Annotated in this window: 16 protein-coding genes; 4 read left to right on the top strand and 12 right to left on the bottom strand. The window is 72.9% G+C overall.

Annotated elements, in window-relative coordinates:
- Positions 1–145: 145 nt before the first annotated feature.
- The 8 genes from K4G64_RS32105 to K4G64_RS32070 all read right to left on the bottom strand — a co-directional run bounded on the left by K4G64_RS32105 (position 146) and on the right by K4G64_RS32070 (position 9,176).
- The gene (locus K4G64_RS32105) at positions 146–958 is read right to left on the bottom strand and encodes an SAM-dependent methyltransferase (RefSeq protein WP_221759445.1); all 813 of its coding nucleotides are present in this window, start codon (positions 956–958) and stop codon (positions 146–148) included.
- Between the two features lie 161 nt (positions 959–1,119).
- Positions 1,120–1,605, bottom strand: a complete 486-nt coding sequence (locus K4G64_RS32100) for a hypothetical protein (RefSeq protein WP_221759444.1) — start codon at positions 1,603–1,605, stop codon at positions 1,120–1,122.
- A 150-nt stretch (positions 1,606–1,755) separates the two neighbouring features.
- Positions 1,756–2,427, bottom strand: coding sequence for a polysaccharide deacetylase family protein (locus tag K4G64_RS32095; RefSeq protein WP_221759443.1), 672 nt, complete (start codon positions 2,425–2,427; stop codon positions 1,756–1,758).
- Entirely contained in the window at positions 2,427–3,101 is a 675-nt protein-coding gene (locus tag K4G64_RS32090; protein ID WP_260461266.1) for a glycoside hydrolase family 11 protein, read from the bottom strand. The genes K4G64_RS32095 and K4G64_RS32090 overlap by 1 nt, the downstream gene beginning before the upstream one ends.
- Positions 3,102–3,347: 246 nt before the next feature.
- Entirely contained in the window at positions 3,348–4,712 is a 1,365-nt protein-coding gene (locus tag K4G64_RS32085) for a DUF4407 domain-containing protein (RefSeq protein WP_221759442.1), read from the bottom strand.
- Positions 4,702–6,222, bottom strand: a complete 1,521-nt coding sequence (locus K4G64_RS32080) for a hypothetical protein (protein WP_260461265.1) — start codon at positions 6,220–6,222, stop codon at positions 4,702–4,704. Before K4G64_RS32080 ends, K4G64_RS32085 begins: the two co-directional genes overlap by 11 nt.
- 5 nt (positions 6,223–6,227) lie before the next feature.
- Complete coding sequence (locus tag K4G64_RS32075; RefSeq protein WP_221759441.1) at positions 6,228–8,411, bottom strand: hypothetical protein; 2,184 nt, start codon at positions 8,409–8,411, stop codon at positions 6,228–6,230.
- Between the two features lie 18 nt (positions 8,412–8,429).
- The gene (locus K4G64_RS32070) at positions 8,430–9,176 is read right to left on the bottom strand and encodes a hypothetical protein (RefSeq protein WP_221759440.1); all 747 of its coding nucleotides are present in this window, start codon (positions 9,174–9,176) and stop codon (positions 8,430–8,432) included.
- Positions 9,177–9,529: 353 nt separating this feature from the next.
- Here K4G64_RS32070 and K4G64_RS32065 point away from each other — a divergent pair, with 353 nt between their 5' ends.
- The gene (locus K4G64_RS32065) at positions 9,530–10,054 is read left to right on the top strand and encodes a Pycsar system effector family protein (RefSeq protein ID WP_221759439.1); all 525 of its coding nucleotides are present in this window, start codon (positions 9,530–9,532) and stop codon (positions 10,052–10,054) included.
- Between the two features lie 5 nt (positions 10,055–10,059).
- Here K4G64_RS32065 and K4G64_RS32060 read toward each other — a convergent pair whose 3' ends face one another.
- Entirely contained in the window at positions 10,060–10,758 is a 699-nt protein-coding gene (locus K4G64_RS32060; protein ID WP_221759438.1) for a Crp/Fnr family transcriptional regulator, read from the bottom strand.
- 101 nt (positions 10,759–10,859) lie between these two features.
- A complete protein-coding gene (locus K4G64_RS32055; RefSeq protein ID WP_221759437.1) occupies positions 10,860–12,119 on the bottom strand; it encodes an FAD-dependent monooxygenase in 1,260 nt (419 codons plus the stop codon).
- Between the two features lie 291 nt (positions 12,120–12,410).
- Here K4G64_RS32055 and K4G64_RS32050 point away from each other — a divergent pair, with 291 nt between their 5' ends.
- The 3 genes from K4G64_RS32050 (at position 12,411) to K4G64_RS32040 (ending at position 14,847) form a co-directional block, all read left to right on the top strand.
- Complete coding sequence (locus tag K4G64_RS32050; protein ID WP_221759436.1) at positions 12,411–13,409, top strand: ABC transporter ATP-binding protein; 999 nt, start codon at positions 12,411–12,413, stop codon at positions 13,407–13,409.
- Complete coding sequence (locus tag K4G64_RS32045) at positions 13,406–14,242, top strand: ABC transporter permease (RefSeq protein WP_221759435.1); 837 nt, start codon at positions 13,406–13,408, stop codon at positions 14,240–14,242. The genes K4G64_RS32050 and K4G64_RS32045 overlap by 4 nt, the downstream gene beginning before the upstream one ends.
- Positions 14,243–14,328: 86 nt before the next feature.
- Entirely contained in the window at positions 14,329–14,847 is a 519-nt protein-coding gene (locus tag K4G64_RS32040; RefSeq protein ID WP_221759434.1) for a YceI family protein, read from the top strand.
- 87 nt (positions 14,848–14,934) lie between these two features.
- Here K4G64_RS32040 and K4G64_RS32035 read toward each other — a convergent pair whose 3' ends face one another.
- Positions 14,935–15,873 (bottom strand): thiopeptide-type bacteriocin biosynthesis protein, encoded by a 939-nt coding sequence (locus tag K4G64_RS32035; RefSeq protein ID WP_221759433.1) that lies wholly within the window; start codon positions 15,871–15,873, stop codon positions 14,935–14,937.
- A gap of 37 nt (positions 15,874–15,910) precedes the next feature.
- The coding region (locus K4G64_RS32030; protein ID WP_221759432.1) for a nitroreductase family protein at positions 15,911–16,357 on the bottom strand (447 nt) is incomplete at its 5' end.

Here is a 16,357-nt window from a genome sequence, read left to right as displayed (position 1 = left end):
ACCCGGACGGGTGACGGGAGGCCGGCCGGGGGCACCTTCTTGGGGGCGCGCGATACTACGCGACGGGCCCGCGCGGCGAGGCACCTTCCGGGGGGCGCGGGGAACTGCGCGACCAGCTCCCACCCCGCCGCACCGGACCACGCACCTAGACCTTCCGCCCCACCCCGCAGTACGCATCCACGGCATCAGAACCGACAGCACCGGAACCGGCATCACCGGAGGTCTCCGCCCGCCACTCGGGAACCCTCACCACCCCCGGCTCCACCAGCTCCAGTCCGTCGAAGAACCCGGCGATCTCGGCCACCGGCCGGACGTAGTACGGCACCGCTCCACTCGCGTTGTACGCCTCCGACGCGGCGATCATGCCCTCGCTGGTCGCGGTGCTGTCGCTGATCACCAGGTGACTGCCGGACGGCAGCCCGGCCATGAGCCGCCGCACCAGCTCGCGCGCCTGCCCGTAGTCGGCGACGTGGCCGAGGGTGTTGAGGATCATCAGGCCGACCGGCCGGGACAGGTCGAGCGTGCCGGCGGCGGCCTTCAGGACGGCCTCGGGGTCGTACAGGTCGGCGTCCAGGTACGCGGTCCTGCCCTCACGGGTGCTGGTGAGCAGGGCGTTCGCGTGGGCCAGCACGATGGGGTCGTTGTCGACGTAGACGATCCGGGCGTCGGGTGCGACGCGCTGGGCGACCTCGTGCGTGTTGTCGGCGGTGGGCAGCCCGGTGCCGACGTCCAGGAACTGGCGTACACCCTGCTCACCGGCGAGGTAGCCGACGGCCCGCCCCAGGAACCGGCGGCTCGTGACCGCCACGTCGACGAGGCCCGGGAAGATCGACTTGATCTGGTCGCCGATCTCGCGGTCGACCTCGTAGTTGTCCTTGCCGCCGACGAAGTAGTTCCAGAAGCGGGCCGAGTGCGGCTTGGAGGTGTCGATGCGGTCGCGCAGGCGGTCGTCGGACACGGCGGGGCCTCCTGGGGGGGGCGGGGAAGGGGGACCGGCTCACCAACCTAGACGAACGTGCCGGTGCGGTAACGGTGTTGTCCCTCCCGCCACCACCCTGCCGTGGAGTTTCGGCCACGAGAACGGTTGCTGCACACCTCGGTCGCTGCACACCTCGGTCGCTACACCCCGCGGGAGGCGAGGCCACCCAACCCGCCGCCGCCCTCGTGCCCACGGCCCTGCGTGGCCAGCCAGAACGCCCACGCCAGGGACCACAGCAGCAGCCCGGCGGCGATCGGCGTACCGAAGATGATCAGCAGCCCGGCTCCGATGTTGGCTCCGACACCCCCCGCGGTCAGGATCCGCCATCCCACACCGGCCATGAGCCCGAGCGCCACCAGCGGCCCGAGCACCCCCCACCACCGCTGGTCCATCGCCCCGCGCAGGGACCGCCGCACGAGCACCACCGCACCGGCCACCGCCAGCACCACCCCGAGCCCGCCGGCGACGGCGGCCACGCCGTCCCCGATGTCCCACGGCCGGAACGCGTAGTCCAGCTCACTGGCCGGCAGCCCGGCGTAGTTCTGCTGCCCCATCAGCCCCCAGGCGGCCACAGGCACCCCGCCGACGAGCGCGGCCCCGGCCGCCACGATTCCCCGATTCGTCATACGACCAGGATCGGGGGGCGGTGCGGGGGTCGTCATGAGCACGCGTACTCAAGTACGACATGCGTTCACGTGCCCGCACGTCGCCCGCCCCGGGCCGTCCCGCCGGAACGACCCGTGGCGCGGCGGCCGCCGCCGCCGCGCCACGGGCTCTCAGGGGGCCACCGCGCGACCCGTCTGCGGGGAGATCGCCCCCGCGCACAGGCCTCGGGAGGCCAGGGTCTGGGCGATGCGGGGGACGGCCGCCAGGGTGTTGGCCGGCCAGTCGTGCATGAGGATGACCTGGCCGTTGGTGAGGCGGGCGACGGACTGGACGATCGCGTCGGTGCTCGCGCCGTTCCAGTCCTGGGAGTCGACGTGCCTGATGATCTCGGTCAGGCCGTGGCGGGCCGCGACCGACTTCACCGTCGCGTTCGTCTCGCCGTACGGCGGGCGGAACAGTTTCGGTGTGCCGCCTCCCGCGTTGGCGACGGCCTGCTGGGTGCGGGAGATCTCGGAGTCGATCTGCGCCTGGCTCAGCCGGGTCAGGTGCGGATGGGTGTAGCTGTGGTTGGCGACCCACATCCCGGCCGTCACCTGGGCCCGGACCAGGGACGGGTTGGCGGCCGCGTTCTGGCCCGTGTTGAACAGGGTGGCCCGCAGCCCGTTCTGCCTGAGGGCGTTGAGCAGGCTCGCGGTGGTGCCGGACGGGCCGTCGTCGAAGGTGAGTCCGACGTATCCGGTGCAGGCGGCGGCCCGCGCCGGGGCGGCGGTCGAGGCCGTGGCCGGGGCGGTGAGGGCGGCGGCCGCCGCGAGGACGGCCAGCACCCGTGTCGTCGTCGCCACTAGCCCACCCTGATGCTGGAGTTGCCGCTGCTCTGGTAGCCCTCGGTCGCCATGATCATGTAGTACTTGAAGTCGCCGAGGGGCATCCCGGCCCGGCCCCACGCGTCGAAGTGGTTGCCGGTCGTGATGGTGCCGCCCGTCCGCTTCTGCTGACGCACGCTCCAGTACTGGTCGAAGGTCTTCGTGCCCTCGACGGACGGGGCGTTGTACCGGGTCGTCTTGTAGATGTCGTACGTGCCGCCGTCGCTGGTGACGGTGCCCTTGTACTGGCCCGTGGGCCGGTAGGTGCCCCAGTTGTCGACGATGTAGTACTCGACGAGCGGGTTCGCCGTCCAGCCGTAGAGGGTCAGGTAGGCGTTGCCGGACGGGTTGAACGAGCCCGAGTAGGTCACGGTGCGACGGGAGCCGTTGCTCCAGCCCTTGCCGGCGACGAAGTTCCCGGTGTTCCGCCAGGACGTGCTGTAACTGCCGCCGGAGGACAGGGTCATGGACACCGTGCCCGGCGCGTCCGTCCAGAACGAGTAGTAGTAGCCGTTGTCGGTGCCCGTCTGGTTCCTGGTGATGACGGTGTCGGCGTGCGCGGTGCCCGGCAGGGCGAGGGCGGCGACGGCGACCAGCAGCAGGGTGACGGTGCTGCTGAGCAGCAGCCGTAAGCGGCCGAGGGCGTGGGTCATGGGGTGCTTCCTCCTCGTGTGCGGGGGGTCGATGGAGGCGCTCTGTCACCCGGGAGTGTTGGTATGACCCTGTCAACTGTCAATAGTTTCGGCGACGGTTGCGAAATATTCGTTGCCCACTCAAGGTGCCTGGCGGTGGATATGTTCTGTTCGGCAGGGTGTTGAGCTTGAGGAATGAGAAGAACCCTGCCCGACCAGTGTGGAGGGCAGGGTTCCGATCATCGAATGTTTCGACGGGTTTCCGGATCAAACCAGCGTGCCGGTGCCTCGCGTCCGCATGATCCGCTCCATCCTCGCGTCCAGTTCCGCCCGTTCCGCCGCCGCGCGCTCCGCATGGGCCCGCTGGTACTCCTGATCCAGACGGCCCATGCGGTCGGCCGCCTCCAGCTGGACGCGGTGGCGACGGACGTCGTGCTCCATGCGGGCGCAGGTCTGCTGGACCTCGAGCTCCTCGGTGTACAGCCTGCGGCTCGTGCGGTGCCGGGCGCCGAGGAGGGTGTCGTACACCGTGGCGCCGCTGAGGACCTTGGCGAGGACGGGCATGGCGTCCAGGCAGAGCAGGAGCAGGTGCAGCACGATCGTCAGGAAGAGGGCGAAGCCGTCCGACCCGGCGACCTCCTTGAGGCCGTGGGCGCGGGTGAGGATGCCATCGGTGTCCAGGTCGGCGGCCCGCTGCCGGGTCTTGTCGTCGATGGCCTTCTGGAGCACGGGCTGGTAGCCGTCGGCGGCCCGGTCCTTGCGGGCGGACAGGGCCCGGCCCTCCGCGACCATGTCCTCCAGCTGCTTCTCGTACGTCTTGACCTTGCTGTTCTTCTCGTACTCCGACGTGGCCTTCCGGGCCCGTTCGCAGGTGATGGTGACGTCCCGGACGCCGCCCCGCCAGATCCAGTACTTCGGGCCGCACAGGCGCTGTTCCGTGGCGAGCTTGCCGTTCAGGGTCTTGTTGATGCCGGCGACCTGGGTACGCAGGGCTGCCGCACGGTCGCTGTTGGCGTCGATCTGGCGGGCCAGTTCCGCCGGGGAGCCCGCCACCTTCAGCTGGTAGCGGGCGCACTCGGCGCGGCCGGTGGTGGCGGCGCCGTCGGTCGGGTTGCAGGAGACGAGCATGCCCCGGTAGTCGGCGACCCGCTGCTCGTTGCCGACGGAGATCTCCTGGCGGATCTCCTTGTCGAAGATCTGGAAGAGGATCGGTTCGGCGATGAACAGGCCCAGCAGCACCGAGAGGAAGAAGCGGGCGAGCAGCGTCCATTTGCGGACTCCGGTGCCGTGGGTGCTGGAGACCAGCCAGCTGTCCAGGGCCAGGATCACCCAGAACCAGACCACGGCGACCCCGAGGACCGCCGCCGGCGGCAGGTCGGAGCGGAAACTGGACAGCGCCAGGACCATCGAGATCGCGCCCAGCAGCGCCGTGTTGACGACGAGGGCGCCGTACCAGGTGTAGCGGGGACGCTCCTCCGGCACCCAGGAGAGGAGTCCCTCCTCGATGCCGATGAGGCGGCGCAACCGGGGGGCCCAGCCGTACGCCGGCGGCGCCGGGCGCGACTGGCCGCCGCCCCGGTCGTCGTCGTAGGCGGCACTGTCGGCCGGGCGGAGCGGGGTGTCAGTGGCCAAGGCTCCCCTCCTGGTTCGCGGGGTCGAAGTCATCGACGTCGGTGTCGTCCGCGGCGGCCTCGGTGTCGGAGGCGGGCCGTTCGGGCGCCCGGCGCAGCGTGCCCTTCACCTCGCCCTTCAGCTCCGGCTGCGGAGCCTCGGGACCGGTGCCCTGCGGCGTGGTCTGGTTGTAGGGGACGTCGCCGACGCTGTTGATGAAGGCGCCCGCGTCGTACATGGTGCTGTCGAACAGGCCCCGGTCGATGGCCTGTTTGCCGAGGGTGGCGCGCACCGTGAGCTGCTGCTTGGCCAGCTCGTGCTGGTCGCGCCGGAGTTCCTTGGCGTCCTCCCGCTTCTCGATGCGCCGGCGCAGACTGTCCTGGTGCTCCAGGTCCCAGCGCCGGGCCCTCTCCGCCCGCTCGGCGGCGGTCTCCTCCCGCTCCTCCTTGCGGGTCAGCTCGTGGCGGCGGTCATCGCGTTCGACCTGCCAGCGCTCGTCCTCCCGGTCCAGGCCGCGGCGGGTGAGCTCGTAGTCCCGGTCCAGGCGCAGCCGGTCGTCCTTGCGGGAGTCCCAGCGCTCCTCGGCCGCGTGTAACCGCTGGGACAGCTCGTCGGCGCTGATGTCGCCGTTGCGCCAGGCGAGATAGTCGGCGGCGACCGGGTCGGAGCCGATCAGCTTGATGTCGTCCTCGATCTCGGCCCGGGTGAAACGGTTGCGCCGGCGCTCGATCTCCAGCTCGTAGTCCTGCTGCTCGGCCCCGGACTCGCGCTCGTAGCCGCTGCGCAGCGTCTCCTCCTGCTGCCGGTTGCGCTCCTTGCGCACCGCCTGCAGGCTGCGGATCTCCTCGCGCTTCAGCTCCAGTTCGGCCTCGCGCAGGGCCCGGTCCAGGGCCGCCTCCTGCTCCATCTCCTCCCGCCGGCGGTCGCGTTCGCGGTCCCGGCGGGTCCTCTCCATCTCCGCGACGTACGCGGACATCTCCTCGGGCGACAGAACCTCGATCACCCCGTGCCGGGCCCGGATCCCCGACACGACGGAGGGCCGCATCTCGTGGTACGCGGTCAGCCGGGCGTCGATCCGGGTACGCACGGCGGCGGTGTCGACGACGGGCAGGTCGCTGCCGTCCTCGGTCAGGCCGGGCACCTCGCGCAGATGGGCGAGCAGCAGCGCCTCCACGTCGGTCACCCCGTCGCGTACGACCGCGCACGGGTCGGTGACCGTGCAGTGGAACCAGGCCCGTACGGTGAAGTCGCCCGCCTCCGCCGAGGGGATCCGCGTCTCCACGACGACGGGGACCTCGATACGCCGGTCCACGACGGTGACCGAGCTGGCGTCGACCACCACCGGGTCGTCGGCGCGCAGCTGTCCGTGGTCCTCGACGTACTCCTCGCCGACCCGGAAGATCCGTACCTGGTGGGCGGCCATCCTGGGCAGCTCGTCGTCGCCGCGCGTCACCCGCTTGCGCCAGAGGCCGCCGCGCTTCTCCGGCCGCCCGTACTCCCGCTGCTCGACGAGCGGGTATTTCTCAGCCATGCCTGTCAGCCCTCCGTGCTCAGTACGGCGGTAAGGAAGATCTCGACGAGGTCGGTGACCGCCTCGTCGGCGCGGGCGGCGACCTGCCGCAGCGCGCCGGCCAGCGGCGGACGGTCGTCCGCCGGCAGGGCCGCGCCCAGGGCGTGGCCGAACCGCCCGGCCAGCCTCTCCGGATGTTCGGACACGGCCGGCAGCTCGCGCAGGGTGGCGTACAGGGCCGCCAGGGCCCGGCCCCGGCGCGGCAGGTTGTCCAGGACGCCCGCCCACACCTGGCCGATCGTGGTGGTCTGCCGGGCGTCCCGCTCCAGCAGCGCGGCGCACACCAGCCGCCCGGTCCGCGCGTCCCGGGCGCGCAGGACGGTCATCGCGGCGCCCAGGACGTTCTCCTTGGGCTGACCGGTCAGCGTCTCGCGGTGCCGGCGCAGCCGGTAGGCCAGGGGCCGGAGCACCGCGCCGGTGTCCTGCCCGCACTCCGCGAGCACCGCGACCAGCCCGGCCAGCGCGAACGCCGCGTCCACGGGCAGCCCGCCACGCCGGACGATCAGCCGGAGCAGGTTCGTGACGGCGTCCGTGGGGAAGCGCACGCCCAGTGCGCCGCTGAACGCGGCCGCGGCGGTCGAGCGCAGCGCCGGGTCGTGGGAGCGGGCCCAGCCCCGGGCGAGACCCAGCGCGGTGGCGGCGAGACTCTCGTCCAGGCACATGCACTGCAGCACCAGTGTGGCCGTCGACTGCCCGGCGGGCCCGGCGGTGCCGCCCGCCCACGGGTGCAGGTAGTTGTCGGCGACCTCGTCGAAGGCGGGCCGGGCGAGCAGCGCCAGACCCTGCGCCACCGACAGCTGCAGCCCCAGCCCCGGCTGGGCGGCGACGAGTTCGGTGAGCCAGTCCCGTACGCCGTTCCAGTACGGCGTGGACCGCTTGGTCCACAGCTCCTCCAGCGCCCACTGCCGGTACTGTGGATGCGGGAAGACCAGCGCGGTCCGGGTGAGCGCGCCGTTCTTGCGCTCCTCCACGGCGACGAGCGCGTTGCGGGACAGCGACAGCCGGCGGTCCACGGCACGCCGGGCCGCCGCGCTCTGCTCCTCCTCGGTGACGGGCTCCGGGAACGCCGGCGCCACCCAGCCCTCCAGCCGCTCCTGGCAGGTCTCGAAGTCCCGGTAGCCGGCGCCGTTGACGAAGGCCAGCGTCGTGACCTCGGCCCATTCCTGCGGCGTGCGCTCCCGGAGGAACCACTCGCGCACGGGCTGCGCCGCGCTGCTGCCGTAGTCCTGCCAGACCTCCTCCGGTGCTCCGCCGCACGCGATCCGCCCGGCGGCCGCCGCGACCTCCGCGATCCGGCACCCTTCGGGCATCAGCGCCGCGGCCCGCTCAACGGTGTCCTCGGCGCACCCGGCCCGCGCCAGCCGAACCCGCAGGACGGCCGTGAGGTCCGGAAGGTGCCACGGCACGTGCCGCACCGACTCCACGACAGCGCCGTCCACCGGGTGCACGGTGGTGACGACCAGGTGGGCGTCGTGCTCGCGGACGGTGTCGCGTACGCGTCGCCAGTCGAAGTCCGCCGTCTGGGAGCTGTCCTCGCCGGTCCGGTCGAGCAGGACGTAGCCGACACCCTTCTCGAAGGCGACCTTCCCGCTCGCGAGGTCGTCCAGGCTGCGGCCCGGGGAGAGCACGACGTACTCCGACCCGTCCGCGAGGGCGTCGACCAGCGCCACCGCTCCGGACCGCTTGCCCGAACCCGGGGGCCCCACCAGGACCACGACCGCGTCCTGCTCCAGGGCGAGCACGGCCCGCTCGAAGCAGGCGGGCTTGACGTACGGCGCGAGGATCGCGTCCGCTTCCCCCGCGTCGAGGCGGCCGACGGCGCGCCGTCGGGCATTGTCGGATCCGGCGGTGCCGAGGCCGAACTGGGCACCGGAGGCGTTGAGTTCTCCGTAGAAGTACTGGTTGACGTTGTTGTGGTGGACCTGCCCGGGCGGGCCGGCGGGGGCCGTCGGCTTCGCCGGCCCGGGTGGATCCTGCTGGGGCTCGGGCTCGACCGTGCTCGCCAGTTCCGGTTCCGGTTCTGGTTCCGGCTTCGGATCGGGAGGCGTATGTGCGGCCGGGGTGTCCGGCGCGTCGTCCGAGTGGTGCGCGTCCGGTTCGGGCCGGGGCGCGGCGCTGTGCTCGCTGTGTTCCTCGTGTTGCTCGTTCATCCTCGGCCGTCACTCAGGTCACTTGGAGATCCCGAAGACGGCACCCTGGGCGTGAACGGTTCCGTTGATGACCTGAACTACCGTGTCACCCGGTGCAGTTGGGGCGCTCGGGGGGCGCATGACGGCAGCTTCCGCGCCCCCCGGGCCCCCTTCCGCGCCGGGTTCGGCGACCCCGAGATCGAGGCTCTTCGCGTCGTACCCCGGCACCCGGATCCACGCCCGCCCCGCGTACTCCTTCTCCGCGACGCGCACCTCGCGGAACTCCTGGGGCCGGATCGTCGTGTACGCCTCGCCGATCACGTCGTTGAAGACGGTCGCGGAGACCGCGAGCGCCAGGTGCGCCTCCGGAGCCGCGGCCAGCGCCGCCTTCAGCACCCTGCTGTCCAGCAGCCGGCCGATCTCGACCGGGGCGCGGCCCTCGAAGCCGTTGGCCGCGGGCGAGGCGGTGCCGAAGTGCACCGCGGCCCGCAGCCGCAGCCAGGCCTCGTCGCGCCGATTGCGGTTGAACGTGCGCAGCCCGGACTCCAGCTGCCGCATGAACGGGTCGACCAGACCGGGCTCGGACGCCCCCTGCGGCAGAACCGCGAACACGGAGTCACCGCCGACCTGCGTCACCCACTGCTCCCAGTCGAGCCCGGCCACCTGGGCCGCCTCTTCGAGCAGCCGCCGGATCGCCTCCTGCCACTCGCGCTGCGTCACCACGTCGACGCCGCCATACCCTTTCGCGTCGACCGCCAGCAGCAGTCTGCGACCGAACGTTCCCATGCCTGAACTCCCCGCTCACTGAAAGTGGAGCCGCACCCCGGGATCGGATGTGAGGGCGCACTCCGGCAGACACCGGCGTCCGCTCCCCCCAGAGGCGGACGCCGGTAGGCCAGTCCTACACGCGGCGTCCGCCCGGAACCCCGTCGAAATACGGGATGCGGAAAGGTGCGGAAACATACAGCGGTGGCATGAAGTTACGGACGGGTTCGGCACGTTGGTGATGACGACTGACCACCGAAGTCCGCAATCCCGCAGAAATCCCGGGTTCCGTGGCCGGTTCCGGGGCGTACTGGAAGCAGCGCACACCCGGCCCACCACAGGGCGAACAGCCCACCGGTCCCACAAGGAGCAGCATGCCGTCGTCCACCGGTACCCGCCCCGACAGCCGCCCCGCGCAGTTCATGTTCGGCGCCCTGCAGACCACCCACCAGCACGCCGACACCAAGGCCGGGATCCTCGCCGCGGCCCAGGCCGCGCTCGTCGGCACGGCAGGCTACTGGAGCGCCCCGGCCCTGCGCGCCGCGTCCGCGGGCGGTCCGGCGGGCGTGGCCGCCGGTCTGCTGCTCGCCCTGTTCCTCTGCGCGATGTTCGGCGGGGCGGGATTCCTCGCCGCCACCCTGCGCCCCCGGGTCCTGCGCCCCGCCGGCGTCAACCGCTACAGCTTCGTCCACCTCGCCTCGGGCCCCGACATCCTGCCCGCCCGCGGCAGTGGCGACCACGACCCCGACGCGGAGCGCGAGGAGCTCTCCCGGACGATCCGGTTCCTGTCGCAGGTGGCGGTGCGCAAGTACCGGTGCGTCACGGCGGCCGTGATCTGCACGGCGGTGATGGGCCTCAGCGCGGGGCTGCTCGTGGTGCTGCGGCCGGTGCTGGGCTGACCCGGTCACTCCTCCGGCGGCAGGTCGCCGATGTCCCGGAGCCGGTGCAGATCCCGTATGACGGTGGAGCCGTAGCCCGTCTCCAGCAGCCCGTCCCGGCGCAGGTCGCGCAGCCCCTTGTGGACGGTCGTCTCCGCGGCGCCGGTGAGCGCGGCCAGCTCGGGCTGGGTGAGCCGGCAGCCGAGCACCATGCCGCCCTCGACGGGACGGCCGTACAAGGTCGCGAGTTCCACCAGGAGCCGGGCGAGCCGTACCTTCGCCGGGTAGCCCTTGAAGTCGAGGCGCCTGCGGTTGGCCCAGCGCAGCCGGTCGGCCAGGATCCCGGTCAGGGCCAGATGCACCTCCGGCCGCTTGGCCAGCAGGGCGTGCAGGGCGGCCGGCTGGACGACCTGGGCGGTCAGCGGCCCGCACGCGGTCACCGTGGCCGAGCGCGGAGACCCGTCCAGCGCGGCCATCTCACCGACACTGTCCCCTCCGACCCGCACCGCCAGCAGGGACTCCTCCCCGTTCTCCACCCGGGCCGTCACCTTGGCGAAGCCGGACAGCAGCACCAGCAGGTGCCGGTCGCGGGCGCCCTCGCCGATCAGCACCTTCCCGGCCTCGAACCGCGTCGGCACCCCCAGGCCCAGCAACTCCCGCCGCGCCTCGGACGGCACCGCCCCCAGCAGACTGCGCGCGGGCCACTCCACGGAGTCGTACGGCATGGCAGGCTCCCCCGGCCGGTCGGCTAACCACGAGCTAGGTGCATCCTGCCCGCTGTTCACGCCCGGGGACGCGGAACACGGGAAAGTGGGGTGCCCCCGCCTCACGCCGGTGCGGGCACCACGCTGCGGCCCGTCTCGTGGGCGTAGAGCGCCGCACGGTCGTGCAGCGCCGCGTGGACCGCCATCCGGGCGTCCCGGCGGCGCTGGGCGGGGCCGTCCGGGAGGTGCAGGATGCCCGCGTTGCCGCGGGAGCCGCGCTGGACCTCGGCCGTACGCGGGATGCGCAGCGCCTCGTAGTGGGCCAGGCGCTCGGGGATCGCCGCGGCCGGCGCGTCGGCCAGGCAGGCGGCCAGGTCCATCGCGTCCTCGATCGCCTGGTTGGCGCCCTGCGCCATGAACGGCAGCATCGGGTGGGCCGCGTCACCGAGCAGCGTGATGCGGTCGGTGGACCAGGTCCGCAGCGGCGGCCGGTCGTGCAGCGCCCACTGGTGGGTCGTCTCCACGGCCGCGACGATGTCGGCGACCAGGCCCGTCCAGGAGCCGAAGACCGCCCGCAGCTCGTCCGGGTCACCGGGCCGGGACCAGGACTCGCGCGGCGGCGCGTCGGACGGCAGCGGCACGGTCGCGGCGTAACTGAGGTACGCGCCGGACGCGACCGGGTAGGCGACGAAGTGCCCGCCCGGGCCGAGCCACAGCCGCACCAGACGCTCACGGGCCTCGGCGGGCAGCGCGTCCACGGGCACCAGACCCCGGTAGATGCCCAGGCCCGAGTAGACCGGCTCGTCGCGGCGCAGCGTCTCGCGGACCGTGGAGTGGATGCCGTCCGCGCCGACCACCACGTCCGCCTCGCGCACCGAGCCGTCCTCGAAGGAGAGGCGCACGCCCGTCCCGCCGGGGAGTTCGCGCGCCGCGCTCAGCTTCTGGCCCAGGCCCAGCCGGTCCCGGTCGACCAGGGAGAGCAGCGCGTCGTGCAGATGCGCCCGGTGGATCGTCAGATACGGCGCCGCGAACATGCGCTCGCAGTCCGCGCCGAGCGGCGTGCGCGCGATGGGCCGCCCGTTCCAGCCGCGTACCTCCATCGCGTCGATCCGCACCGCGTGCTCCTCCAGCGCCGGGCCGAGACCGAGGCGCAGCAGCGGGCGGATCGCGTTGGGGGAGAGCTGGACGCCGGCGCCCACCTCGGCCAGTTCACGGGTCTGCTCGTGGATCATGTACGGCGTGCCGCTCGCGCTCAGCGCGCCGGCCAGGGTCAGTCCGCCGATGCCCGCGCCGACGATGGCGACCGTCGGCCGCTCCCCGCCGGCCGGCTCCGCGGTGTTCCCGGGCAGCCGCCGCCCTCCTGTGTCTTCGCCCAACAGCACCTCAGGGACCGCCTTCCGGGTCTTCGCGCCCCGTCCGCACTCCGCCGTGCCGCGGGCGACGTGGACGCACTGTCATCGGTCGTGTCCCCGAGCATGTGGCGCCCGCCACCGGGCGGCAACGTCACGCCCCGCCGTGCTGACAACTGTCGCCGCTTGCGTGACGGACGTCATCGAAACCCCCGCCACGCCTGCTGCCGCACCCCCGCCCGGCCCTAACTTCCGGAAGGAGAAGACCGGTTACGACACCTGGAGGCACGCGGTGACACGCGAACGAGAAGTGGAGCGACCGCGGTGACCGCGGTGGCCGTCGAGGGCCTGCTCAAGAAGTACGGGGACCACGAGGCCGTGCGCGGCGTCGACTTCGCCGTCGAGGAGGGCGAGATCTTCGCCCTGCTCGGACCGAACGGCGCCGGCAAGACCACCACCATGGAGATCCTGGAGGGCTTCCGGCACCGCGACGGCGGCGACGTCCGGGTCCTCGGCCGCGACCCCGGCGACAAGGCCGACGGACGCCGGCTGCGCGGGCAGATCGGGCTCGTGCTCCAGGACATCGCCGTGGAGCCGTACCTGTCCGTGCGGGAGACCATCGCCCGCAACGCCGGCTACTACCCGGCCCCGCGCGACGTCGACGAGGTCATCGGCCTGGTCGGCCTGGACGAGAAGCGGGAGGCGAAGGTCAAGGACCTGTCCGGCGGCCAGAAGCGACGGCTCGACCTCGCCCTCGGCGTGATCGGCGACCCGAAGCTGCTGTTCCTCGACGAGCCGACCACCGGCTTCGACCCGGGCGCCCGCCGCGGCGCCTGGGAGGTCGTGCGGAGCCTGCGCGACGCCGGCACGACCATCCTGCTGACCACCCACTACATGGACGAGGCGCAGGCCCTGGCCGACTCCGTCGCCGTCATCGCCGCCGGCCGGATCGTCGCCGCCGGCACGCCCGACACCATCGGCGGACGCGACAGCGCCCTCGCCCGGATCCGGTTCGCCCTGCCGGCCGGTGCCGCCATCGACGACCTGCCGATCCCCGTCAGCGACGCCGAGGACGGCCTCGTCACCGCCGAGGCCGAGGAGCCGACCGCCGCCCTGCACCGGCTCACCTCCTGGGCCCTGGACCGGGGCACGCCGCTGGAGCGGCTGACCGTCGAGCAGCCCACCCTGGAGGACGTCTACCTGGGGCTGACCAGTGCGTACGCGCAGCAGGACGCCTCGTCCCCGTCCACCGAGCGGGGCAGCACACCGCCCTCGGCGGCGCGTGCGCGCCGAGGGCGCCGACCCGGACGGAGCCGACGATGACCAGCACCCTGCCCCCCACCACCACCGAGACCACCCGGCGGCGGACCGACCGCGACGGACGCGAACGGCCCGACGAACGGGGCTCCCTCGCCCTGCTCGCCCACCAGATCCGCTACGAGCAGCTGTCGTTCTGGCGCAACCCGCAGTCGATGGTGTTCACCTTCGTCCTGCCCATCGTGATCATCTCGGTCTTCGGCGCGGTGTTCTCCGGCAGCGAGGGCGAGGACTTCTTCTTCGGCCTGAGCGGCCTGCAGTACTACACGCCGACCATCGCGGCCGTCTCCGTCCTGGGCGCCTGCTACGGCCAGCTCGCGATCGTCCTCGCCATGCGCCGGCAGACCGGTGTCCTCAAGCGGCTGCACGCCACCCCGCTGCCCGCCTGGGTGTACTTCGCGGGCCTGCTCGTGCACTGCGTCGTCGTCAGCGTCGTCGACGTGGCGCTGGTCATCGGCATCGGGCGCCTGTACGGCGTGCCGTGGCCCGCCGACTGGTTGGCCCTCGCGCTCACCCTGGTGCTCGGCGCGGCCAGCTTCTGCGCGCTCGGCGTCGGTGTGGCCTCGCTGATCCGCAACTCCGAGGCGGCGCCCGCGGTCGTGCAGTTCATCCAGTTCCCGCTGGTGTTCATCTCCGGCAGCTACTTCCCGATCCACTCGGACGTCATGAACAACATCGCCGGGCTGCTGCCGGTGAAGCCGTTCAACGACGCCATGCTCGCGCCGTTCGCGCACCAGGGCGGCTTCCAGTGGAAGGAACTGGCCGTGCTGGCGGCCTGGGGCGTCGTCGGCGCCCTGATCGCCGTGCGCAGCTTCCGCTGGGACCCGCGCCCCGAGTAGAGCGACCCGTCCCGACCATCGAGGGGGCCTCCCGGAGGCCCCCTCGGCGCTTGTCCCGCCCCCCACTCCCGGAAGGAACCCCCACCATGTCCCTGGACCACCCCACCCGCCCGCGCACCGCACCGGCCGGCGCCTGGCGCCTCGAACCGGCGGACTCCACCGTGGAGTTCACCGGCCGGCACTTCTTTCTCCTGCCCGTGCGCGGCTCGTTCCCGGTGCGCTCGTGCCGCGTCGAGATCGCCCCGGACGGCCGCCTGGTCCGCCTCGACGCCACCGTCGCCGCCGCGGGCTTCGAGACCGGCAACCCGCAGCGGGACACGGCGGTACGCGGCACGCGCTTCCTGGACGCCGAGCGCCATCCCGAACTGCGTCTGGCCGGTGAGGGCCTGGCGGACGACCTGAGCCTCACGGCGCGGCTGGAGGTCAAGGGCCGTGCGACCCCGGTGACCTTCACGGTCGACGAGCTCACCGAGCGGGGCGAGCGGGTCGTCGTACGGGCCACCGCCCGGGTCGACCGGCACGCGTGCGGGGTCGGCGGCATGCGGGGGCTGGTCGGAGCGGAACTGCTCGTGCGGGTGCGGGCCGTGTTCGTACGGGAGGGATGAGCCGCGCGGCGCCCGTGCAGAAAGAGGCCCGGCCGGTGAAGGGGAATCCGGCCGGGCCTCTGCGTGGGCGCCCTCGGGCGCGGGGGATCACCCCGTGGGTGCCAGGTCGGGTGTCGGGTCGGGTGCCGGGGTCGGTGCGGGGAAGACGTGGGACAGCCAGGCGTAGGTGCGCAGTTCCTCCAGGAGGCTCAGGCCGAGCCGGTTGTGGAGCATGTGCGCGTGCGAGAAGAGGATCAGGCCCGGGTGGACCGGCGAATGCCGCCGGATGTCGTCGGCGTGGGCGGTCAGGGCCTCGTGCCAGTCGGTGAACGGGCCGTGGGCGTCCGGGGAGACGCCTGCCGAGGCGGGGTCCTGGTCGACGGTGGTGATCCGGTCCAGCAGCTCGTCGGGGTGCCCGGCGTCACGCGCCCAGGCCCGCCAGGCGTCCCGGCCGCGCGCGAAGTAGTGGGCCCGTTCGTCCGGGCCGCCGAGGGCGACCGCGGCGGACAGCGTGCCGCGCAGGGCGAGCCGGGCACGGCGGGCCTCGGAGGTGACGAGCGGGGTCAGGCGGAGGACGAGTTCGCTGGAGCGGTGGAAGAGGGACTCGGCGGCCGGCATGAGGTCCGGGCCGCCGTAGCGCTCGTACTCGGGGTCGTAGTCGGCGCGGTGCACGCCGGGCGGCAGCAGCGCGTGGACGGAGGTGTTGACGCCGGTCTCCCCGGCGGCGGCGAGCCGGGACGCGCCCTGCTGGTAGGCCTCCTCCGCCAGCGGCTCCTCGCCCGGTGCGAGCCGGCCCGCCAAGGCGAGCCGGTCGCGCAGGGCCCGCTCCACGCGCGCGTGCGCGTCCGAGCCCTCGGGCAGGTCAGCGATGCGCAGCCGCAGGTGGGGCCCGGACTGCCAGTAGCGGATGAAGAACCAGGGGGTTCCGGGCGGGAGTTCGGCGACCGTGGGGCCGATGACCTCTGTGAGGACGCGGTCGTGGGCGCCGCGGGCCGTGGTGCCGAGGTGCAGGTGCCAGGCGTTCCAGCGGTGCGGTGTGGTGGGCATGCGGGTTCCTTGTCGTCCGGTCGGGTCTTCGAGCGCCTTACGTGCGCAGGTCCAGCACGGCACCCCCGGTCTCGCGCGGCACGCCGACCACCGCCGACAGGACGATCGTCTCGTCCTCGCCCAGGCCGATGACCTCCTTGGTCCGGATCTCCTTGAACGCCCGGACCGGCCGGGCGAACAGGCCCTCCGCGGCGGCGGCCAGGCACAGTCCGTGCACCGCCCAGCCGCAGGCGTGCTGGGCGGCGCTCCAGCCGGCCGGGCCGAAGCGGGCGAAGAGGTCGCGGGGGCGGACCGAGAAGAAGACGGTGAGGGGGGCGTTGGCGATGCCGCAGCCGTTGACCGGGGTCAGGCCGTAGCCGTAGTTGGCCTCCAGGCCGGCGGGGGCGGTGGGGTCCTGGCGGAGCAGGTGCGCGGTGCCGTCGTGGATGCGGTGGATTCCGGGGGCGTGGCCGTCGATGTGCTGGACGACGGCGGTGACGGTGAC

Source organism: Streptomyces sp. WAC04114 (assembly GCF_019733245.1).
In the GTDB taxonomy this organism is placed as follows: Bacteria; Actinomycetota; Actinomycetes; order Streptomycetales; family Streptomycetaceae; genus Streptomyces; species Streptomyces massasporeus_A.
This window is presented reverse-complemented; position numbering and strand designations above follow the sequence as displayed.